Raw genomic sequence first — 19449 nt, 5'->3', positions numbered from 1 at the left:
GAGTCAACTCAGTAATTTTGTCAAGGAGGTTCCATGAGCACCGCTCACAACCCGCGTGGCCGTCGGGAACGCGCCAAACAGGACAAACGCGAACGGATCATGCTCGCCGCACGCGAGCTGTTCGCGCAGTACGGGATCGGCGGGGTGACGACCCAGCAGATCGCCGACGAGGCGGACGTCGCCATCGGCACGCTGTACCTGTACGCGTCGACGAAGGCGGAGCTCCTGATCATGGTCCAGAACCAGAAGTTCGCCGCCGCCATCGACGACGGCCTGGCGTCGGTCGCGGCGGCAGAGGCCCCGGCGACGGACAGCCGGGATGCCGTCTCGCTCGTCATGATGTTGATCCGTCCGGTCGTGGTCTGCGTGCGCGAACATGCTGAGAACGGCAGGACCTATCTGCACGAACTCGTGTTCGGCGACCCCACCGAGCCGTATCGGCGCGAAGGCCTCGCCCTCGCAGCACGGCTCGAGGCCGGCATCTCGACCATCCTCGAGCGGGACGCCGCGCTCGACACCGGCACCGCGAGTCTGCTCGCACGGGTGATCACCGCGATCATGCACATCAGCACGACGGCGACCGTCTTCCTCCCCTATGACGACCCGATCGTGCTCGCCGACATCCGCGATCAGATCGCCGCGACCCTGATGACCGACCACCTCACCGACCCGGCAACCCACCCGGTCCGCCTGTCCCGTCCACTCTCGACCTCTCTCTGAAGGAGCACCACATGAGCATCCACTTCGACCTCGTCATCCTCGGCGCCGGACCCGGCGGGTACGTCGCCGCGGTGCGCGCCGCCCAACTCGGCAAGTCGGTCGCCGTGATCGAGGAGCAGTACTGGGGCGGCGTCTGCCTCAACGTCGGCTGCATCCCGTCGAAGGCACTGCTGCGGAACGCGGAGCTGGCGCACACGTTCACACACCAGGCCGAGCAGTTCGGCATCGTCGGCGACGTGACGTTCGACTACGGCGTCGCGTTCGATCGCAGCCGCTCGGTGGCGAACGGCCGCGTCAAGGGCGTCCACTTCCTGATGAAGAAGAACGGCATCACCGAGTTCGACGGGCGCGGCACGTTCCGCGACGCCGGCACGATCGACATCGCCCTCACCGGTGGCGGGTCGGAGAGCGTCACGTTCGACGACGCCATCATCGCGACCGGTTCGACCGTCCGGCTACTCCCCGGCGTCGCCCTCAGCGACCGCGTCGTCACCTACGAATCGCAAATCCTCTCGCGCGAGCTCCCGGAGTCGCTCGTCATCATCGGCGCCGGAGCCATCGGCATGGAGTTCGCCTACGTCCTCGTGAACTACGGCGTGCGCGTCACGATCATCGAGTACCTCGACCGCGCCCTGCCCAACGAGGACGTGGAGGTGTCGAAGGAGATCGCCCGCCAGTACAAGAAGCTCGGCATCGAGATCCTGACGTCCACGAAGGTCGAGACCGTCGTCGACGACGGCAACGGTGTGAGGATCACCTACAGCTCCCCCTCGGGCGACGTGACGAGTGTGCGCGCCGACAAGGTCCTCATGTCCGTCGGGTTCGCGCCACGCGTGACGGGGTACGGCCTCGAGCACACCGGCGTCGAACTCACGAAGCGCGGCGCGATCGCCATCGACGAGTTCATGCGCACGAGCGTGCCGCACCTGTACGCGATCGGCGACGTCACGGCCAAGCTCCAGCTCGCACACGTCGCCGAAGCCCAGGGGGTCGTCGCCGCCGAGACCATCGCCGGCGTGGAGACCATGCCGCTCGGCGACTACCGAATGATGCCGCGCGCCACTTTCAGCCAGCCACAGGTCGCCTCGTTCGGGCTCACCGAGCAGCAGGCGCGCGACGAGGGCCACGACGTCAGGGTGGCGAAGTTCCCGTTCGTCGCGAACGGCAAGGCACAGGGGCTCGGCGATGCGAGCGGTTTCGTGAAGCTGATCGCCGACGCCGAGTACGGCGAGCTCCTCGGCGGACACCTCATCGGAGCCGACGTCGCTGAGCTGCTCCCCGAGCTCACCCTCGCCCAGAAGTGGGACCTGACCGCCGCCGAACTCGCTCGCAACGTGCACACCCACCCCACGCTCGGCGAGGCACTGCAGGAGGGATTCCACGGGCTCATGGGCCACATGATCAACCGGTGAACGCGACGGCTCCGCACGCCCGTCGATTCCGACGAGCGGGCGATCGCGGTACCCCTGCGCCGCTACGGCCTCGGGCTGGACCCGTGACGATCGCCGTCCTCGACGACGAGGATGCTCGCCGATCAGGGGGTCGCGTACGCGGGGATCGACGAGTCGATCATCCAGTACGTGTCTTCGACCCGCTGCGCCGAGTCGGTGAAGCCCGAGTCGGGGATCATGAGGTAGGCCGAGGGATCGCCGCCGTCGTTCCAGGTGGCGTCGACGGCGAGCCACTGCCCGTCCACAAACACCTTGTTCCATGCGTGCGGCCCACCGGAGAGGACATCCCCGGTCACGACCACCGTCTGCACACCCGCGGCGTTCGCGAGCGCGTTGAAGGCGTAGGAGTAGCTCGCGCACACGCCGAGTCCCTGCAGCAGCGTCCCGGTGGCGTTCCAGGCGTACTCGTAGCCGGCCGGGACCCCGTCGAACGCGTCGCCCTGCAGGGTCGCGAAGGCGGTGTCGTCGTACTCAGCATTCGAGACGAGCCACTCGTTGAGCGCGGTGACCTTCTCCCGATCACTCAGCCCCTCGGGTGCCACTGCCGCCACGACCTCGTCGACGCGTTGCTTGAGTTGCGCCTGCAGCGCCGCCACCTCGTCGTTCGGCAGCGAATACGTCACGAGCAGGGTGTCTCCCCCGTCGCGGAGTCCGACGTAGCTGACGTTGAAGACGTAGGGGTTCTGGGCCCGCGCCTCGTACACGGCGTCGTACGGGTCGGGCGCTCCCGGAGTGTCGACGAACTCGGAGATGTCGATCGACTTCGTCTGGGCGATCAGGTGCCCGGCGAGGAACCGGGTGAACTCGGTGCTGCCGTAGACCGGGTAGTCGGTGGGTGGCACCTCGGACACCGGTTCGGCGTCGGTGTTCTCGGGTGCCACGAAGGCGTCGAACCGCGGCATGCCGGTCGGCGGGGCAGCCTCCTGCGCTGCGGCGTTGAACTGGGCGATGGCTGCGACCGGGTCGGGGGTCGACCGCTTCGTGATCGGGATCCACTCCCCCAGCTGCGTGTTGCGCCCACGGAGCGGGACGACCCATCGATCGCCGTAGTCGAGCACGGCGCTGTCATCGAGGTACGCGACGGTCGAGCGGGTGCGCCCGTCGACGGAGACGAACGGCAGCACCTTCTGCACGTTCTCGATGCCCTCGATGTAGCCGCTGGCACCCCAGTTCTTCAGCGCCCGCGTGGAGTTCGACGCGACCTCGAGCGGGAGGAATCCGGCGGAGCGGGTGAAGTCGTACGGCTTGTACGGGGAGAAGGCTGTTCCGTCGGTGGCGATCACGCCGAGGTCGAACCCGATCGTCTCGGCGGCGATCTCCTCCTCGCCGGCGTCCTGCTCCTCGCCGCCGGTCACGTCGTCCTCGGTCTGCGAACGGTAGTTGTAGGCCTGCAGCCCGATGTTCTGACGACTGACGAAGGGGGCTTCCTTCGCCTCGAAGCTCTCGGTGTCGCCAGCGGAGGACCACTCGGTCCCGTCGACCTCGGCCACCAGCTTGAAGACGCCGTCACCCCGCTTGGTGACCTCGTGGTGCACGATCAGGTAGGTGTCGGCGCCTTCCACCGACTCCCAGGACAGCGTGACACCGCCGCTGTCGTCGGCCGCCCCGAAGGTCACCTCGGGTGCCGCGTACTCCGACTCGACGGTGAACTTGGTCACGAGCGGCTTGTCCCGCTCGGTGCCGTCCTTCTCGAGCCGACTTACGAGGAAGTACTCGTCGTGCAGGCCCCAGCGGCCGCGGGACGCTCCGGCTTCGTCGAGGATGTCCGCCTCGGTCTTCCCGAACGTCTTCCCGAGTTCGGTTCCGGAGATCGTGACGCCGCCACCGGAGTCGGACTGGTACACCGAGTACTCGGCCTGCTTCGTCAGAGCCGCGTCGTAGAAGACCTGGAACGCCCACGGGGGTGCGTTGCCGCCGCGGTCGAGGTCGTCGGCGTCCGCCCGCTTCTTGTTCTCTGCCTTCACGTCGTAGTCGACGTCGATCTCGAACTCGTGGTCGCGTTCGAGGCCCGCCTGTGGGGCGGTGAAGTCGTAGAGTGCGGACTGGTCGGTGGTGATACGGCCCTCGTCGCCGCCGGTCACGGCAGGGACCACGACGAACGCCGCCACGACGGCGAGCGCAGCCGCGATCGCGACACTCCCGGTGACGATGCCGATCGTGCGGCCCCGCCGTTTGCCGGGATGCTTCGACTGGTGTGGCTGCTGTGGCTGACGCTGAGCCTGCTGTGGGGCTGGTGGCTGCTGCACGGGTCGTGGCTGCGGCGGCTGCTGCGGCTGCTGCGAAACTCCGCTGTGCACCTGCGGGGTCCACTCCGAGCCGTTCCAGTACCGCTGCCCGGTCGGGTTCCACGGGTCCGCATACCAACCGGCCGGCGTACCCCCATGCGATTCCGTCACCCGACATCCCCTTCAATCCGAACGCATCACTGCGATGACCCCATCAAAGCAACGCAACATACGATATTCGATTCACGGGAATCGGGAAGCGAATCGGCCCGCCGTCACCGCACGACCTCGAGCGGTCAGATCGTCGCGCCGACGTCCCGGAACCCCTGGGGGGACGTGCCGGCGAGGCGCTGATCGGCGGACGAGCCGGCGCTCACAGGGCGAAGATCACAGCGCCTGGATGATGAGGGCGACACCGAATGCGACGATCAAGCCGTTGCCGACGATGGCCGTCCACCTCCGAAAGGACGCGCCCGTCCTCCGCCGGATTCCGGCTCCGAGCGCGACCAGCAGCGCCTGCCAGCTGAAGGATGCGAGCCCGACACCCACGATGAAGGCGACCGCCGTCGACCCTGACTCCGTGAACTCGGCCAGCCCGGTCAGGATCGCCGCGAAGTACACGAGGGTGGCCGGGTTGATCGCCGTCAGGCCGAGGAAGAGCAGGTAGCGCTGATGTGCGGAGCCCGAGCGCTCAGCAGGCCGTTCCCCTGCTGACGGCTTCGCACGGAGGCCTTGCACGAGACCGTGCGCTCCGAGCGCGATGACGGCGACACCACCGAGGAGCTGCGGCCAGGGAGACCATCCGCTCACGATGGGACCGGCGAGCGCACCGGCAGCGACGGCGGCGGTGCAGTACGCCACGTCCACCGTCGCAACGGCGGCGGCCGCGGGCAGTCCACGGCGCAGCCCGCGGGTGACGCCCTCTTGGAGGAGCAGTATCCCGATCGCCCCGAGCGGCGCGGCCGGAGCGAGGCCGGCGACGGACCCGGCGAGAAGGGCGAGGAGGACATCCATGCCGACGACTCTGGCGCAGCGACCCGGTCACGACAGTGCGTTCTGGCAGTGGGACGGCATACTGTGTCGCATGGACGATCTCGACAGTGAAATCATCGACGTGCTCCAGGTGAACGCGAGGATATCGTTCAGTGAGCTCGGCCGTCAGATCGGGTTGAGCACGAATGCGACGGCGGCCCGTGTGCGTCGCCTGGAGCACAGCGGCGTCATCACCGGGTACCGTGCGATCCTCGGCTCCGATGCCCCGGTCGCCGAGGACGGCCTGGAGGCGTTCATCGACGTCCGACTCGACCCCGCGCGTAAGTCGGAGGAGTTCCTGGAGTGGACCCGCCGGATCCCCGAGATCAGAGACGCGGTGCACGTCACCGGCGCCTACGACTACCTCGTCCACATCCGCGTCGCCGGCACCAGCGCGCTCGACCGCCTCCTGCGCAGCATGAAGAACGACGGAGGCGCGACCCACACGCAGACGCGGCTGGCGCTCCGCTAGGCATCGAAGCCGTGTTCCGATGCGACACTCGGACGGGACATCGATGGATCACCACCACATACGCCCGGCTCATCCCGAGCAGGCAGACTGACGCGACGGCTTCGGAGGCGCGAGACAGAACGCCGTCATCGAAGCGGTATCCGATCGACGCGCCCACAGACAGGAGCATCGATGCACCCGCAGCCCCATGGCACCGAGCTCGCGACCAATGACCTCGACCGACTGATCCTGCTCCGTCGACAGCTGCACCGTCACCCCGAGCTGTCCGGCAGCGAACACCGCACCGCGGCCGCGGTCGCCGAGTTCCTCGCCGCCACCAGGCCCGACGAGATCGTGACCGGGCTGGGCGGCCACGGGGTGGCGGTGGTCTACTCCGGTGCCGACACCGGCCCGACACTCCTGCTCCGCGCGGAACTCGACGCGCTCCCCATCACGGAGGTGACGGAGGTCTCGTACCGCTCCGAGCACGACGGCGTCGGTCACCAGTGCGGACACGATGGCCACATGACCGTCCTCGCCGGCGTGGGCCTCCTGCTCGGCCGTCGTCGACCGACACGGGGTCGCGCGGTGCTGTTGTTCCAGCCGTCCGAGGAGAACGCGGTCGGTGCGGCGGCCGTGCTCGCCGATCCCGCCTTCGAACGGTTGCACCCCGATCTGGCACTCGCGCTCCACAACCTGACGTCACTGCCGTTGGGTCAGGTGGTGCTCGATGAGGGCGTCGTGAACTGTGCGTCGCGCGGCGTCCGCGTGATCCTGGACGGCGAACCCACCCACGCGTCGGCGCCGGAAGGCGGCGTCTCCCCCGCCACGGCGATCGCCAGGCTACTCACGTCGCTTCCTGCACTCGGACGCGGAACCGAGATCGACTCGGACTACCGGCTCGTGACGGTAACCCACGCCGCCCTCGGCGAGCGGGCATTCGGCGTGGCACCCGGGCACGGTGAGATCTGGGCGACCCTGCGCACCATGACCGACGACGGCATGGACGCGCTCCGCGCCGATGCCGGACACCTGGCCGTCGACGTGGCCGAGCAGGAAGGTCTCCGTGTCACCGTCGAGGAGGCGGACGTCTTCCACCACTGCGAGAACCACCCTGCAGCCGTCACCCTCCTCCGTCGGGCGCTCGATCACGAAGGCGTGCCCCACACGACCGGTGTCGTCGAGCGAGGGTCGGAGGACTTCGGTCGCTTCCGAGCCGTCGCCCCCTCGGCCATGTTCTTCATCGGGTCCCGACGCAGCGCTGATGGCCCCGACTTGCACCACCCGGACTTCGACTTCCCCGACCAACTCATCGACACCGGCACACGGGTGTTCGCGCGTGCGGTCCGCGAATTCCTCGACTGAACGCTCAGTTGCGTTCATCGCAACCCACGACATAGAGTTGCGATCATGGAAAGCGACTTTGACGGCCGGATGGAGGACGCGCAATCGGCGTCAGACCGGGCAGCCCGGGCTCAGGCGGAGACCGCGCTCGCCGAGCTGGCGCGCGACCACGAGCGACTCGCCACGCGGATCATCACGCCGTGGTGGTACCACCCGGCACTCGGCCTCATCACAGCGGTCTTCGCCGGCGCCCACGCCCTTCCCGGCGTGTGGCCGATCGCCGCGATCACCCTGGGAATCGTCGCGCTACCCATCCTGACCACGACGTATGCCCGGGTGTCCGGGGTCGTCGTCACGAAGCCGGCTGGCCCTCGCAGCAGGCGCCTGCTGATCGCGACACTCGTCATGCTCGTCGCGGCCATGTCGTGCAGCCTGGCGTTCAAGTTCCTCGACGTCTCGCCGTGGTGGGCACTCGTCCCGGCAGGTGTGACGTTCGTGGCGACCGTCGTGCTGGGACGGCGATACGACGCGGCGCTCCGCCAGGAGATCGCCGCCTCGGGAACGATCCCCGCGCGATGAGCAGTCCAACACCCGCATTCAACGAACTGATCCACGCACCCTTGCGACTGCGGGCGTGCGGCCTCCTCCGGAACGTCGACGAACTGGAGTTCTCCGTCGTCCGCGACGCGCTCGCCATCGACGACGCCAAGCTGTCGAAGCACCTCAAGCTCCTGGTCGACGCCGGCCTGATCGCTCTGCGGAAGGAGCGGTCGTCGGCACGGGCCGACTCGCGGCGGCTCACCTGGGTGCGCCTGACCCCGGCCGGATCGACCGCCCTCGAGGCGCACCTCGCGGCACTGCGGAACATCGCCGACGGCACCCCCTTCGACTGAGACGGTTCGGTCATCCTGACGACGCCCGAAGCGTCCACCGTCACGCGCCTACACCGGCGCGAGCGGTTCGAGGGCTCCGTCCGGCAGCTCCACGGAGATCGGATCACCGGGCTGCACGACACCGCCGACGAGCACCACGCCCATGACTCCCGTCTTGCGGACGGTGCGCCCCTCGGCGTCGGTTCCGACGACCTGCTTGAGCAGGCCCGGTTCGAAGCGGTCGATCTGCACACACGGGTTCCGAAGCCCCGTCACCTCGACGACGGCGTCCGTCGCGAGTCGGAGCACGGCACCCGCGGGGAGGTCGAGGAGGTCCAGCCCCTCGGTGGTGATGTTCTCGCCCAGCTCACCCGGGGTGAGGTCGGCGTCCACCTCCGCGAACAGCTCCCGATGGATGAGGTGGACCTGCCGGAGGTTGGGCTGCGTGGGATCGCGTCTCACCCGGGATCGATGCTGCACCGTCGCTCCGAAATGCGCGTCCCCCTCGACGCCCAGCCCGGCGACGAGCGTGATCGCCTCGCGTCGCGGCTTGGAGAAACGGTGCTCATCGTCGCTGCTGACCGAGACGACACGGGCGTTTGTCATCACCCCAGTGTGCACGCAGCAAGCGCGGAACTCCACAGGCCTCGGCGCTGTGCGCCATACAGTCCGAGGATGACGGGGAGCCCTTCGGGCTGGCCTCAGCGACCGACGGGCTCGTCGCCTGCGTGGGCTCCGTAGAACTCGGACTGCCGCCGCATGAGCTCGCGCATCGACACCTCGGGTCCGACGCCGTACACAGTCGCGCCGAAGTCGAGCTGTCGCTGGATCGCCCAGATCTCCTCGTGACGTTCGGGCGGGAGGATCGATGCCGGTGTCCCGACCGCGACCCATCCGATGGGAACCACGGCACCCGGCTCCAGCACGGTGTTGACCTGGACGACACCGTTGATCCGGACTTCGGCACCGTGCCCGACTCGGCTGCCGGGGAACAGCGAGGCACCCGTGGCGATGAACGCCTCGTCGGCCACCACGCTGCCGTTGACATGCGTGTGCGGCCCGATCATGACGGCGGCTCCGATGACCGCTGGGTGACCGGACCGTCCGCGGATCAGGGCATGCTCCATGACGACGGTGTCCTCGCCGATGACGACCTCGCCGTCTTCGGCGGACACCACCGCACCGTGCAGGATCCGAGCACCCGCATCGATCCTGACATCGCCCACGATCGTGGCGGACGACGCGACGGTCGCGGTCGGGTGGATCGACGGTTCGCGGTCCCGGTGTCTGATCAGCATGCGCTCACGATAGCGAAGGCGTCCGGTCCGGGACGGTCAGCGGTGCAGGATCACTTGGTACAGGTTGTGGTCCTGCCAGGTCCCGGCGATCCGCAGGTACGACGGCGCCATGCCGATGTGCTCGAACCCGGCTTTGCGAAGCACCCGTTGCGAACCGTGGTTGTGCAGCAGGGTGCTCGCCTCAACCCGATGCAGGCCGAGCTCGTCGCGCGCCACCCGGACGATCGCCTGCACGGCCGCCGTCGCGAGGCCCTTGCCCGCGTACTCCGCATCCACCCAGTAGCCCAACCCGGCGTTCTGGAACGGGCCGCGGACGATCCCCGACAGGTTGAACCTGCCAACGATGGTCGTGCCGTCGAACAGACCGAGCGAGTATCCGCTCCCGGCGGCACTCGACGCGAGCTTGCTCATGAGGTCCGCCGATTGCCCGGCCTCGGTGAAGAACTCGTCGGATCGGGCCGGCTCCCACGGGGCCAGATGGTCGCGGTTCCGCGAGTACGCCGCGGCGAGTTCCCTCGCGTCGCCGAGTTCCAAGGGCCGCATGTCGATTCCGTCGGCGAGGTTGATCACGGTGAACATCCGTCAACGGTAGTCGCCGCCGGGCGTACTCGACCACCCCGATGCGATCGACGAGGAGTGGTACCGCCGACGGATACTCAGCGGCTGGCGATGGGGTGGGCCGGGTACTCGCGCAGCACCAGGGCCGTGCTGACGGGACCGAACCGGCCGATGGCGTCGATGATCTGCTCGAGGCGTTCCGGCGAGGAGGCGTGCACGTCGAGGACGAAGCAGTCCTCACCGGTTACGCGGTAGATCCGGTGGATCTCCGGCAGCTCGTCGAACTGGGCCAGTGACGCCTGGATCTGCGCGTGGGTCGTCCGCAGTCGGACGACGGCGTGCGTCGTGAGCCCGAGCTTCTGCGGCGACACCCGCGCTCCATAGCCGGTGATGTAGCCGGCGAGTTCGAGCTTGCGGACCCTCGCCGACACCGCCGGCTGGGACAGGTGCACGAGCCGGGCGAGGTCGGTCATCGTGGTGCGCCCGTCGACCTGGAGCACGTCGAGGATCGTCTGATCCGTTCGATCGAAGGAAAGCGAGGCATTATCCGTCATCTGCTTAGTAAACAACGGATGATGACGCTCCAGCTGCTGAGACCGAGGGTTCGACTGGCACGCTGAGGGCAGATCACCCAGCCACGACGAAGGAATCCCATGTCGATCATCACCATGCCCGGGATCGGTGGATCCGACGACGCCCACTGGCAATCCCACTGGGAGCGCGAGACGCCTGCGATCCGACGGTTCGCGCCGGCGTCCTGGGACGAGCCGGATCTCGACGACTGGTCCGCTGCGCTCGACCGGGCGGTGGCGGACGAACCGGCGATCCTGGTGGCCCACAGCCTCTCGTGTCTGCTGGCCGTCCGCTGGGCGGCGGCGAACCCTGCACGAGTCGCCGGGCTGTTCCTCGTCGCCGCCCCCGATCCCGACGGGCCGCGGTTCCCGAGGGTCGCCGCTGCGTTCGCCGAGGATCTCGATGTCCGGCCATCCGCACCCGCACTGCTCGTGACCAGCGACGACGACCCGTTCTGTTCGGAGGCACGCGCGGCCGGGTTCGCCGCAACGTGGGGCGTGCCTCGGATCAGCATCGGGCGGCAGGGCCACGTGAACTCCGCCAGTGGACTCGGCGCCTGGCCGGAGGGGCGGCGACTGCTGATCGCCTTCAGCGCGGGGGTCGGGAGTCGCGAGCGGTCAGCAGCGACATGAGGGCCGCGACCGCCGGCTCGAACCGCGCTCGCGACGGCGTGGCGAATCCGACGACGAGGGCCTCCGGGCGGTCGAGGCTCCGGGTGTAGCGCGCGAGGCGATGGACGCCGACGTGATCGGGTTGGGACTCGAGTCGGGACAGCACCGTCGGGGCGCCATCGCCGAGCGGAATGAGGCCGTGCAGCCCGGCGGCAAGACCGGGGACCTCGAGACCGACGGTGCGCAGCGCCTGCTGGAGATGGGCGCGACGGCGGGCGTACTCGCGGCGCTGACGGCGGATGTGGCGCTCGTACTCGCCGGTCCTGATGAGGTCGGCGAGAGCCAGTTGGTTCAGCATCGGCGCGCCGCCCGTGAGCGCTTCGGACGCGTCGACGACCGGACGCACGAGGTCGTGCGGCAACACGAGCCACCCGAGGCGGAGGTCTGGAGCGAGGGTCTTGCTCACGCTGCCGGCGTAGACCACGCGCTCCGGCGCCGACCGTTGCAACGCGGCGACCGGGCGGCGGTCGAAGCGGAACTCCCCGTCGTAGTCGTCTTCGACGATGAAGCCTCCGTTCGCCATCGCCCAATCCACGACGAGTCGACGTCGCACCGGGGCCAGCGCCCCACCCAGGGGGAACTGGTGCGACGGCGTCAGCACGACGGCGTCCGTGCGGGCATCGAGCCGACCGAGGTCCGCGCCGTCCTCGTCCACGACGAGGTCGGACACGGTGAACCCCGACGTCGACCATGGGCGTTCGATACCGAACAGCGACGGGTCCTCGATCGCGACGGACGACGCTCCGCCTGCCGCGAGCGCTGCCGCGAGGAGCGTGCTGGCCGTCCGGTATCCGGCGCAGATCACGATGGCGTCAGCAGTCGTCTCCACACCCCGAGCCCGGGCGAGGTAGGAGGCGACCTCGGAGCGCAGCGCCATGCTGCCGGCGCCGTCGGAGTCGACATCGGCAGCTGCGGTGCCGGCGCGCCGGACGGCGGTGAGCCAACGCGCGGTCGGAAAGGACCCGGCCTCAGGTCGCCCCGGCCTGAGGTCGAACTCCGGTCCGGCACTCGCTGCCGTCCGGCTTGCGCTGTGGAGTGGCGCGACGCTGCGCGCGACGAACGTGCCCGCGCGGGCTCTGGCCTCGAGAACACCTTCGGCGACGAGGTCGTCGGTGACGGCCACGATCGTGTTGCGAGCCACCCCGAGCTCGAGCGCGAGTTCCCTGGACGATGGCAATCGCATACCGGGTCGAGCCCGGCCATCGGCGATCGCGGCCCGGATGGCGTGTTCGACGGCACGGGTCTTCGGCAACGTCGGGTCCAGCTGGAGCATCAGGTCCACTGGACCAGGATATGGGACTCGTTCTGGCCCTCATCATCGGTCCACCGCCTGAATAGGGTCGAACCGTATCTTCTGGAAGGACGTGCTCATGCGGGTGTTCATCGCGGGCGGTTCGGGCGTGCTCGGGCGCGCGCTCATCCCACTGCTCAGGACAGCAGGTCACGAGGTGATCGCGACGACCCGGTCGCTCTCGAAGTTCGCGCGCGTCGCCGACACCGGGGCGACACCGTTCCTGCTGGACGTCCTCGACCGGACCGCGACGGTGCGGGCGGTGGTCGAGACCCGGCCGGACGCGATCGTGCACCTCCTGACCGATCTGACCGCGGGAGACTCAGGGAGCAATGCACGATTGCGCACCGCGGGCACCCGCCACCTCGTCGACGCGGCCCACGAGGCCGGAACGTCGCGGATGGTCGCGGAGAGCATCTCCTGGGTCCACTCCCCCGGTCGTGAGCTCGCGGCGGAGTCCGATCCGCTCGATCTGGACGCACCGGAGCCTCGACAGACGACGATCTCCGCGGTGCGTGCCCTCGAGGGCGCCGTGCAGGAGCTCGATGACGGCGGGGTCCTCCGGTTCGGCCAGCTCTACGGGCCCGGAACCTGGTATTCGACCGCCGGACGCTTCGGTGACGCCGCCCGCGCGGGCGGGCTCCCGGCCACGGAGACCGTCACCTCGTTCGTGCACACCTCCGACGCCGCAGCCGCGCTCCTGCTCGCACTCGGATGGGGTCGCGGGACGTGGAACATCGTCGACGACGAACCCGCCAGTGGCCACGAGTGGGTGCCGCGGTTCGCCGCTGCAGTGGGCGCGCCACCGCCGAGGACGTCGACCTCGGCCGACATCGGCCGTCCGGTGTCGAACGCGGCCGCCAGAGCGGCAGGTCTCACGTTGCGGTACCCGAGCTGGCGCGACGGGTTCTTCGCGTGAATCGGCGCCGATTCCGTCGCGGATCCTGGCGGCAGGCCGTCGTCACCCTCGCCGGGGTCCTGCCGATGAGCGTCGCGTTGAACATCGGCCTCGACCCGCTCACCATCGGCTGGCCACGCCTGGCCACGGTCGTCGCCAACGCGACCGTCCTCGTCGCGTCCCTCACGTGGGTCCTCCTACCGGCGCTCCATTGGGCGACGGGCGGGTGGGCCGCGCCGTACGCGAGGTCGCCCGGCGAGCCTCGACGTCGTCACGGTGAACCCTGCGATGAACGGCGTCCGCGCGCTGTGCGCCGGTCGGGCAGACTTGAGCCGTGACCCGAGCCGACACCACCCGAGCAGCCCTCCTCCGCGACCGCATCGTCCAGCAGGTCGCCGAGCAGGGCTTCGGCGCGCACGGCCTGCACGTGCTCGCCGGTGACGACGAGGCCGAGCATCGCTGGACCGAGGACGTCCGCGAGGACATCCACTCCGCAGCGAAGGGCGTCTGCGTACTCGCCGCCGGCCTCGCCATCGACGACGGCCTCATCACGATGGACACCACGCTGGGCACCGTGTTCCCGGAAGCCGACTTCGGCGAGGGCACCACCGACGTCACCCTCCGGCACCTCTTGAACATGACGAGCGGCGTCGACCTCCCCTGGTCGCCGACCCTGCTGTCCGACTGGCCGGACCTGACCCTCGAGTTCCTGAGCAGGCCGTCCCGTGGTCGCGTCTTCCAGTACTCGAACGCCAGCACCTACACCGCGATGCGCGCACTCGAGACCCGGGTCGGCGACGTCGGCGACTACCTCGAGCAACGACTCCTCGCACCGCTCGGCATCCGCGACGCGCCCTGGGAGCGATGCCCCCGCGGATTCATCGCATCCGGCGGCGGGCTGCAGCTCCGCACCACGGAACTCGCGCGAATCGGACGACTCATCCGCGACCGCGGCCAGTGGGCGGGCGAGCAGCTCCTGTCGCCGGAGTGGGTCGACGCCATGCACACCGACTGGGTGTCCTCCGGAACCGGCATCGGCTACGAGCGGTATGCGCTCGCAGGATGGGATGGTCCGGGCGCGGCCTGGCGACTCCACGGCGCCTACGGGCAGCTCGTCATCTTCGCCGACGACGCTGTGGTGACCATCACGGCCGAGGACCACGAGGGGGCCGACCGCATCGCGGCCTCCGTGTCCTCGCTCCTCACCGACACCGCGGACTGAGCCCGCCTGCGGGCGCGGGTCAGCTTCCTGCGCGGAGCACTCCCGCCGCCGCTTCGACGGTCGAGACGAACGTGGCGCCGACGCTCCGGTGTCCGGACCGGATCTCCTGCTGCGGGGCTTCGGAGAGCACGACCACGTCGATGTCGAGGATGCGACAGACACGCGCCTTGTACGCGATGTCGACGCGGTCCCCAGCTCGCGGGCACAAGACGACCGCGCTCGGTGGGAAACGGTCGTCCGTGAGCATCTCGCCCCAGGACGACGCCGCGATCGTCACCTGCAGGTCAGGTGCGTGGGAGCCGAGCCACGACACGGCGGACGCGCGGGCGCGATCGTCGCTGTCCAGTACGCCGACCGTTCGCATCGATACCTCGTCACTCGTCACCGCATCCGGAGTCACACCCCGATGGTGTCGGCGCCATCCGTAAGATACCAGCGCCGGGACCGCCCGCGGAGCACGGGATCCGAACCCCACCGCACCACCCACCCACGGCTCACGCGGACCGTCCACCACGGACGGCTTGCGGTGCTTGCGCCCCACAGGCCTGGCGGGCACGATGGACGGGTACCGCGGTGTCGTGGTGATCGTCGAAGCCCAGGCCGATTTGTCTGCCGACCGATCCCCCGCTCCGCCTCGGAGGCATCGTCCATGACGACTGCTCGCTCATTCCCGCCCTCCATCCTCGGCCCCTTCCGCTCGGCCGCCAGCCGGTATCGCGGCATCCTCGGCCGCCCCGGGGCGCCGCAGTTCTTCCTCGCTGCGGCCCTCGCCCGGCTCGGCGTCGCCATGACCGGACTCGGGCTGCTCTTCTCGATCCAGCACGTGACGGATTCGTTCGCGGTCGCAGGGGCGTCGACGGGGGCGTTCGCGCTCGCCGAGGCGGTGGTCGGTCCGCAGATCGCACGACTCATCGACCGGTGGGGACAGACGGCGACCGTTCCGGTGGCCGTGCTCGTGCACGTCAGTGCAGTCGTCGTCGCGATCACCACTGCAGGACATGCGCCGATCGGCATCACCCTGGCGATCGTCGTCGTCGCGGGTGCCGCGATCCCGCAGCCCGGCGCCCTGTCGGCGGCGCGCTGGTCACGGCTCCTCCCGGAGCCCGAGGCGCTCCGGACCGCCTTCTCCCTCGAGGCGAACATGAACGACGTCGTGTTCCTGTCGGGACCGATCCTCGTGACACTCATGAGTTCGTTGCTCGCGCCGTGGGCGGGATCCGCAGCTGCAGGGATCCTCGTGGCCGCCGGCTGCGTCGCACTCTCCCTCCAACGCTCCACCGCACCGATACCGCGATGTCGACCGGAGCGCGGGGCGGGCGCCCACCGGTCCACTCTCCTCGCCCCGCCGTTCCTCGCGGCGTTCGGGGTGAACCTCGGCCTGGGCTGCTTCTTCGGCGCGGTGCCGCTCCTCGTCACTGCGGCGGCGACGGCGCAGGGGCTCCAGCCGTTCATCGGACTCGTCCTCGCGCTCTCCAGTGCCGCGAGCATCGTCGCGGGCGCGCTGTACGGGGCACTGCGATCAACTCCGCAGCCTCCGACCGTGCAGCTGATCGCGTCCGTCGTCCTCACGCTCGCCGTGCTCGTCGGCACCGTCTGGCCGACCCTGCCTGGGCTGGCGATCATGCTCCTCGTCGGCGGGACCGCGATCGCACCGCTGCTCGCCTCGTCCTCGCAGATCGTGCAGGCGACGGTCGCCCCACAGGAACTGACGCAGGGGTTCACCTGGATCAACTCCGCTTCCGCTGCAGGTATCGCGGCGAGCGCCGCGTTCACCGGTTGGCTCGTCGCGCAGGGAGGCGTCGAGGCCGCGCTGCCGACGCTCATGGTCCTCGTCCTGATCGCGGTCGCGTCAGCAGGGTTGGCGCACGCGCGAGCGAAGGCGGGCCGACGTCGCGAAGATGTCTCGCGGGGGCCTCACCGGTGAGGCCCGAGGACTGTCAGCTGGGGATGCGACGTCGACCGGATCCCACGCTAGGACGAGCCACCGACACCATTCAGCTGGGATGGTGTTGCAGAGCCCGTCGCACTCGTCAAGCGGGCTCGCGAGGTCGGTGGGCGGAGGTACCGTCACGGACATGGGTTCCTCTCGCACATCCCCCGGTTCCGTCGATCGCATCGCCCGCGATGAGTTCGGATGGGAGACGTTCCTGCCAGGACAGCGGGAGGCGATCCAGTCGGCGGTCGCGGGGCGTGACACCCTGTTGGTCCTCGCCACGGGCGGCGGGAAGTCGGCGGTGTACCAGGTCGCCGGTGCTCAGCGCGGTGGCGTGACCCTGGTGATCTCGCCGCTGGTCGCGCTGCAGGCCGATCAGCTCGCCTCGATCGAAGCCGCGCCGGACGCGCCCCCGGCCGTCGCCCTCAACGCCTCCCTCGGGCAGGCGGCGGTCGCGAGCGCGTGGGAGCTCGTCGACCAGGGTGGCCCCGTGTACGTGCTGCTGGCTCCTGAGCAGCTCGCGAACGAGGAGACCGTGGACCGGCTCCGGACGGCCGGTGTCTCGCTGCTGGTCGTCGACGAGGCGCACTGTGTCTCCTCGTGGGGGACCGACTTCCGCCCCGACTACCTGCGCCTGGCCGACGTCCGCCGCGAACTCGGCGATCCACCCGTCCTCGCGATGACCGCGACCGCGTCCGGCCCTGTCCGCGCGGAGATCATCGACCGGCTGCGCATGCACGACCCGGACGTGCAGGTGCACGGCGTCGACCGGCCGGAGATCCGGCTCGTCGTCCACCGCCACGAGAGCGAAGCGGAGAAACGGGCCGCGGTCGTCGACGAAGCCCGCGCCTGGACGGCGCCCGGGCTGGTCTACGTCGCGACGCGGCGCGAGACGGAGCAGTACGCCGACGAGATCGCGGCCGAGGGCCGCCGGGTGGCCGCTTACCACGCGGGTCTGAAGAGCACCGAACGTCGTGCCGTCCACGATCGCTGGCGCGCCGGCGAACTCGACGTCGTGGTCGCGACCTCCGCGTTCGGCATGGGCATCGACCGCGCCGATGTGCGTTTCGTCCTGCACGCCACGACCACCGAGTCGCTCGACGCCTACTACCAGGAGGTGGGCCGCGCGGGACGGGACGGTGAGCCAGCGACCACCGCGCTGCACTACCGGGCGGAGGATCTCGGACTCCGCCGCTTCTTCACCAAGCGGTCGGTGTCGGAGTCGGCGTTGCGCGCCCTGTGGCGTGCCGTCCGCGCGACCCCGGGCGCGACCGTCGGCGATCTCGCGGAGCAGCTCGATCGGCCGCGGCGCACGGTCGCCCGCCTCGTCAACGACCTCGCGGACGCCGGGCTCATCGACACCGCCGACGGCGTCCGCGCCATCGACGAGGTCGGCCCGAAGCGTGCCATCGGTGCCGTGCGGGAGACGCTCGAGTCACGCGAGCGGATCGCGGAGTCGCGGCTGGCCATGATGCGCGCCTACGCCGAGACGTCGCACTGCCGCCGGCGGGTCTTGCTGGAATACTTCGGTGTCGAGGCCCCGGAGTGGTGTGGGAACTGCGACGGCTGCGAACGGCACGAAGCGCACCAGGAGCAGCAGCAGGCACAGCAGCACGCCGGGACGGCCAGCGCCAGCCACGCGTCGCCGTTGCACGTCGACCAGGCGGTGCAACACGAAGAGTTCGGTCCGGGCACCGTCATGGGCGTCGAACCCGACCGCGTCACCATCTTCTTCGACGCCGAAGGCTACAAGGTTGTGGCGCTCTCAGCGCTCGAGACCGGCGTCCTCTCCGCCCGCGAGCTCGCCTCGGCCTGAGCGCTCGGGCGCCTGCGCACCGCGAACCGGTACTCCCGCGGCGCGCAGGCGACCCTGAAGGTCGTCGACCGTCGTGAACCGGTGCGTGGACATCGACAGCCGTGCTGCTCCGGCGAGCTTCGCTGCCGAGTCATCGGTGAAGAACACATCCTCGCCCCGCACCTGCAGCGCATCGAGCACGTGCTGGAACGCTCGGACGTCGGGTTTCGCGAAGCCGATGTCCGCCGAGTTGAAGATCGCGTCGAAGTGGTCGGCGATGCCCGAGGCTGCGAGTTCAGCAGCGATGGTGTCCGTGCCGTTCGTGAGCACCGCCGTCGTCAAGCCAGCGGTTCGGATCTCGTCGGACAGCTCCAGCAGCGCGTCGTCGACCGACCACGTCTGAGCACCCCATTCCTCCGCCGCTGCCCGGTCACCGACGAGACCGCCGATCCGGCCGACCCATTCGGCTCTCGTGATCCGGCCGGTGGTGACCTCGTCGATGAGCGGCGCCGCGAAGGCGATCCCGGCGAGCACCCCAGGCTGGAGTCCGTACCTGGCCTCGATGTCGGACACCTGCGCCGGATCGAAGTGTCGGATCACGCCGTCGAGGTCGAACAGGACGACGCGGATCACGACTCGACCCGTTCCTCGCTGCCCGCCGACTCATGCCCAGGAGCGTCGGCGATGACGCGATCGATCCAGTCGCGTCGCGGCAGCGTCAGGATCTCGTCCCGAGCGAACCAGCCGAGTTCGAGGAGCTCCTCGGGATCCGCGGTCGCTTCGCTGAGCAGCTCGCAGTCGTAAGCGGTGGTCACGTACCCGACGTGGTCGCCGTTCGGGTAGCGCACCATCATCGGTTCGCCGCCGTACACCCCGACGATCCCGCGGATGCGGACCCGGGCGCCGGTCTCCTCGAGGACCTCGCGCAGGAGGGCGTCGGCGGGTTCCTCACCCGGCTCGACGCCGCCGCCGATCAGGCTCCAGAGGCCGGAGTGGTGATGGCGACCGAGGAGGAACCGGTCCCCGTCCCTGATCACCGCGGTGACCCCGGGGAGCATGAGGAACCCGGTCCCGATGTGGGCGCGGATCGAGGCGACGTAGTCGGACATCGGCAT

22 protein-coding genes are annotated in these 19449 nt (G+C 69.5%); 12 read left to right on the top strand and 10 right to left on the bottom strand.

Features of this window, described 5'->3' with window-relative positions; translation table 11 throughout:
* Positions 1–33: 33 nt before the first annotated feature.
* On the top strand, positions 34–720 hold the full coding sequence (locus FGL15_RS11235) for a TetR/AcrR family transcriptional regulator (protein WP_138946101.1): 687 nt from the start codon (positions 34–36) through the stop codon (positions 718–720).
* An 11-nt stretch (positions 721–731) separates the two neighbouring features.
* Positions 732–2132 carry a dihydrolipoyl dehydrogenase gene (gene lpdA / locus FGL15_RS11230; RefSeq protein WP_138946100.1) on the top strand — a complete coding sequence of 467 codons (1401 nt, stop codon included), beginning with the start codon at positions 732–734 and terminating at the stop codon, positions 2130–2132.
* A 122-nt stretch (positions 2133–2254) separates the two neighbouring features.
* On the opposite strand, the gene FGL15_RS11225 is transcribed toward lpdA, so the two are convergent.
* A complete protein-coding gene (locus tag FGL15_RS11225; RefSeq protein WP_138946099.1) occupies positions 2255–4567 on the bottom strand; it encodes a DUF2510 domain-containing protein in 2313 nt (770 codons plus the stop codon).
* A 216-nt stretch (positions 4568–4783) separates the two neighbouring features.
* Positions 4784–5410 carry a LysE family transporter gene (locus FGL15_RS11220; protein ID WP_138946098.1) on the bottom strand — a complete coding sequence of 209 codons (627 nt, stop codon included), beginning with the start codon at positions 5408–5410 and terminating at the stop codon, positions 4784–4786.
* A 70-nt stretch (positions 5411–5480) separates the two neighbouring features.
* On the opposite strand from FGL15_RS11220, the gene FGL15_RS11215 reads away from it, so the two are divergent.
* From FGL15_RS11215 to FGL15_RS11200, 4 genes are all read left to right on the top strand, one after another.
* Entirely contained in the window at positions 5481–5900 is a 420-nt protein-coding gene (locus FGL15_RS11215; RefSeq protein WP_138946097.1) for an Lrp/AsnC family transcriptional regulator, read from the top strand.
* A gap of 171 nt (positions 5901–6071) precedes the next feature.
* On the top strand, positions 6072–7244 hold the full coding sequence (locus FGL15_RS11210; protein ID WP_138946096.1) for an amidohydrolase: 1173 nt from the start codon (positions 6072–6074) through the stop codon (positions 7242–7244).
* A gap of 45 nt (positions 7245–7289) precedes the next feature.
* On the top strand, positions 7290–7802 hold the full coding sequence (locus tag FGL15_RS11205; protein WP_138946095.1) for a hypothetical protein: 513 nt from the start codon (positions 7290–7292) through the stop codon (positions 7800–7802).
* On the top strand, positions 7799–8116 hold the full coding sequence (locus FGL15_RS11200; protein WP_138946094.1) for a transcriptional regulator: 318 nt from the start codon (positions 7799–7801) through the stop codon (positions 8114–8116). Before FGL15_RS11205 ends, FGL15_RS11200 begins: the two co-directional genes overlap by 4 nt.
* A gap of 48 nt (positions 8117–8164) precedes the next feature.
* On the opposite strand, the gene FGL15_RS11195 is transcribed toward FGL15_RS11200, so the two are convergent.
* The 4 genes from FGL15_RS11195 to FGL15_RS11180 all read right to left on the bottom strand — a co-directional run bounded on the left by FGL15_RS11195 (position 8165) and on the right by FGL15_RS11180 (position 10505).
* Positions 8165–8701 (bottom strand): MOSC domain-containing protein, encoded by a 537-nt coding sequence (locus tag FGL15_RS11195; RefSeq protein WP_138946093.1) that lies wholly within the window; start codon positions 8699–8701, stop codon positions 8165–8167.
* Positions 8702–8796: 95 nt separating this feature from the next.
* Entirely contained in the window at positions 8797–9393 is a 597-nt protein-coding gene (locus tag FGL15_RS11190; protein ID WP_138946092.1) for a gamma carbonic anhydrase family protein, read from the bottom strand.
* Between the two features lie 36 nt (positions 9394–9429).
* Positions 9430–9972, bottom strand: a complete 543-nt coding sequence (locus FGL15_RS11185; protein WP_240773513.1) for a GNAT family N-acetyltransferase — start codon at positions 9970–9972, stop codon at positions 9430–9432.
* Positions 9973–10049: 77 nt separating this feature from the next.
* A complete protein-coding gene (locus FGL15_RS11180; protein WP_138946091.1) occupies positions 10050–10505 on the bottom strand; it encodes an Lrp/AsnC family transcriptional regulator in 456 nt (151 codons plus the stop codon).
* A 99-nt stretch (positions 10506–10604) separates the two neighbouring features.
* On the opposite strand from FGL15_RS11180, the gene FGL15_RS11175 reads away from it, so the two are divergent.
* A complete protein-coding gene (locus tag FGL15_RS11175; protein WP_138946090.1) occupies positions 10605–11156 on the top strand; it encodes an alpha/beta hydrolase in 552 nt (183 codons plus the stop codon).
* On the opposite strand, the gene FGL15_RS11170 is transcribed toward FGL15_RS11175, so the two are convergent.
* The gene (locus FGL15_RS11170; RefSeq protein ID WP_240773957.1) at positions 11113–12468 is read right to left on the bottom strand and encodes a PLP-dependent aminotransferase family protein; all 1356 of its coding nucleotides are present in this window, start codon (positions 12466–12468) and stop codon (positions 11113–11115) included. The genes FGL15_RS11175 and FGL15_RS11170 overlap by 44 nt on opposite strands.
* Positions 12469–12565: 97 nt before the next feature.
* Between FGL15_RS11170 and FGL15_RS11165 the strand changes: the two genes are divergently transcribed.
* From FGL15_RS11165 to FGL15_RS11155, 3 genes are read left to right on the top strand one after another with little or no spacing between them, the layout of a single operon-like run.
* Complete coding sequence (locus tag FGL15_RS11165; RefSeq protein WP_138946088.1) at positions 12566–13405, top strand: NAD(P)-dependent oxidoreductase; 840 nt, start codon at positions 12566–12568, stop codon at positions 13403–13405.
* The gene (locus FGL15_RS11160; RefSeq protein WP_138946087.1) at positions 13402–13722 is read left to right on the top strand and encodes a hypothetical protein; all 321 of its coding nucleotides are present in this window, start codon (positions 13402–13404) and stop codon (positions 13720–13722) included. Before FGL15_RS11165 ends, FGL15_RS11160 begins: the two co-directional genes overlap by 4 nt.
* A complete protein-coding gene (locus FGL15_RS11155; RefSeq protein WP_138946086.1) occupies positions 13719–14606 on the top strand; it encodes a serine hydrolase in 888 nt (295 codons plus the stop codon). The genes FGL15_RS11160 and FGL15_RS11155 overlap by 4 nt, the downstream gene beginning before the upstream one ends.
* A gap of 19 nt (positions 14607–14625) precedes the next feature.
* On the opposite strand, the gene FGL15_RS11150 is transcribed toward FGL15_RS11155, so the two are convergent.
* Positions 14626–14970 carry a hypothetical protein gene (locus tag FGL15_RS11150; protein WP_138946085.1) on the bottom strand — a complete coding sequence of 115 codons (345 nt, stop codon included), beginning with the start codon at positions 14968–14970 and terminating at the stop codon, positions 14626–14628.
* Between the two features lie 285 nt (positions 14971–15255).
* Between FGL15_RS11150 and FGL15_RS11145 the strand changes: the two genes are divergently transcribed.
* Both FGL15_RS11145 and FGL15_RS11140 read left to right on the top strand, forming a co-directional pair.
* A complete protein-coding gene (locus FGL15_RS11145) occupies positions 15256–16530 on the top strand; it encodes an MFS transporter (RefSeq protein WP_138946084.1) in 1275 nt (424 codons plus the stop codon).
* Between the two features lie 151 nt (positions 16531–16681).
* On the top strand, positions 16682–18355 hold the full coding sequence (locus FGL15_RS11140) for a RecQ family ATP-dependent DNA helicase (protein ID WP_138946083.1): 1674 nt from the start codon (positions 16682–16684) through the stop codon (positions 18353–18355).
* Here FGL15_RS11140 and FGL15_RS11135 read toward each other — a convergent pair.
* Both FGL15_RS11135 and FGL15_RS11130 read right to left on the bottom strand, forming a co-directional pair.
* Entirely contained in the window at positions 18305–18967 is a 663-nt protein-coding gene (locus FGL15_RS11135; protein WP_138946082.1) for an HAD-IA family hydrolase, read from the bottom strand. The two genes, FGL15_RS11140 and FGL15_RS11135, sit on opposite strands and share 51 nt — an antisense overlap.
* Positions 18964–19449 (bottom strand): NUDIX domain-containing protein, encoded by a 486-nt coding sequence (locus tag FGL15_RS11130; protein ID WP_236555338.1) that lies wholly within the window; start codon positions 19447–19449, stop codon positions 18964–18966. Before FGL15_RS11130 ends, FGL15_RS11135 begins: the two co-directional genes overlap by 4 nt.

Source organism: Plantibacter sp. M259 (genome assembly GCF_006065115.1).
In the GTDB taxonomy this organism is placed as follows: domain Bacteria; phylum Actinomycetota; class Actinomycetes; order Actinomycetales; family Microbacteriaceae; genus Plantibacter; species Plantibacter auratus.
Note: the sequence above shows the minus strand (reverse complement) of the source record. Positions and strands in the feature narration are given on the sequence as shown.

What these genes read in the sequence shown, in the direction of transcription:
- FGL15_RS11235 (WP_138946101.1), top strand. Translation starts at nt 34, where the DNA reads ATGAGCACCGCTCACAACCCGCGTGGCCGTCGGGAACGCGCCAAACAG.
- lpdA (WP_138946100.1), top strand. Translation starts at nt 732, where the DNA reads ATGAGCATCCACTTCGACCTCGTCATCCTCGGCGCCGGACCCGGCGGG.
- FGL15_RS11220 (WP_138946098.1), bottom strand. Translation starts at nt 5,410, where the DNA reads ATGGATGTCCTCCTCGCCCTTCTCGCCGGGTCCGTCGCCGGCCTCGCT.
- FGL15_RS11215 (WP_138946097.1), top strand. Translation starts at nt 5,481, where the DNA reads ATGGACGATCTCGACAGTGAAATCATCGACGTGCTCCAGGTGAACGCG.
- FGL15_RS11210 (WP_138946096.1), top strand. Translation starts at nt 6,072, where the DNA reads ATGCACCCGCAGCCCCATGGCACCGAGCTCGCGACCAATGACCTCGAC.
- FGL15_RS11205 (WP_138946095.1), top strand. Translation starts at nt 7,290, where the DNA reads ATGGAAAGCGACTTTGACGGCCGGATGGAGGACGCGCAATCGGCGTCA.
- FGL15_RS11200 (WP_138946094.1), top strand. Translation starts at nt 7,799, where the DNA reads ATGAGCAGTCCAACACCCGCATTCAACGAACTGATCCACGCACCCTTG.
- FGL15_RS11195 (WP_138946093.1), bottom strand. Translation starts at nt 8,701, where the DNA reads ATGACAAACGCCCGTGTCGTCTCGGTCAGCAGCGACGATGAGCACCGT.
- FGL15_RS11190 (WP_138946092.1), bottom strand. Translation starts at nt 9,393, where the DNA reads ATGCTGATCAGACACCGGGACCGCGAACCGTCGATCCACCCGACCGCG.
- FGL15_RS11185 (WP_240773513.1), bottom strand. Translation starts at nt 9,972, where the DNA reads ATGTTCACCGTGATCAACCTCGCCGACGGAATCGACATGCGGCCCTTG.
- FGL15_RS11180 (WP_138946091.1), bottom strand. Translation starts at nt 10,505, where the DNA reads ATGACGGATAATGCCTCGCTTTCCTTCGATCGAACGGATCAGACGATC.
- FGL15_RS11175 (WP_138946090.1), top strand. Translation starts at nt 10,605, where the DNA reads ATGTCGATCATCACCATGCCCGGGATCGGTGGATCCGACGACGCCCAC.
- FGL15_RS11170 (WP_240773957.1), bottom strand. Translation starts at nt 12,468, where the DNA reads ATGCTCCAGCTGGACCCGACGTTGCCGAAGACCCGTGCCGTCGAACAC.
- FGL15_RS11165 (WP_138946088.1), top strand. Translation starts at nt 12,566, where the DNA reads ATGCGGGTGTTCATCGCGGGCGGTTCGGGCGTGCTCGGGCGCGCGCTC.
- FGL15_RS11150 (WP_138946085.1), bottom strand. Translation starts at nt 14,970, where the DNA reads ATGCGAACGGTCGGCGTACTGGACAGCGACGATCGCGCCCGCGCGTCC.
- FGL15_RS11145 (WP_138946084.1), top strand. Translation starts at nt 15,256, where the DNA reads ATGACGACTGCTCGCTCATTCCCGCCCTCCATCCTCGGCCCCTTCCGC.
- FGL15_RS11140 (WP_138946083.1), top strand. Translation starts at nt 16,682, where the DNA reads ATGGGTTCCTCTCGCACATCCCCCGGTTCCGTCGATCGCATCGCCCGC.
- FGL15_RS11130 (WP_236555338.1), bottom strand. Translation starts at nt 19,449, where the DNA reads ATGCCGATGTCCGACTACGTCGCCTCGATCCGCGCCCACATCGGGACC.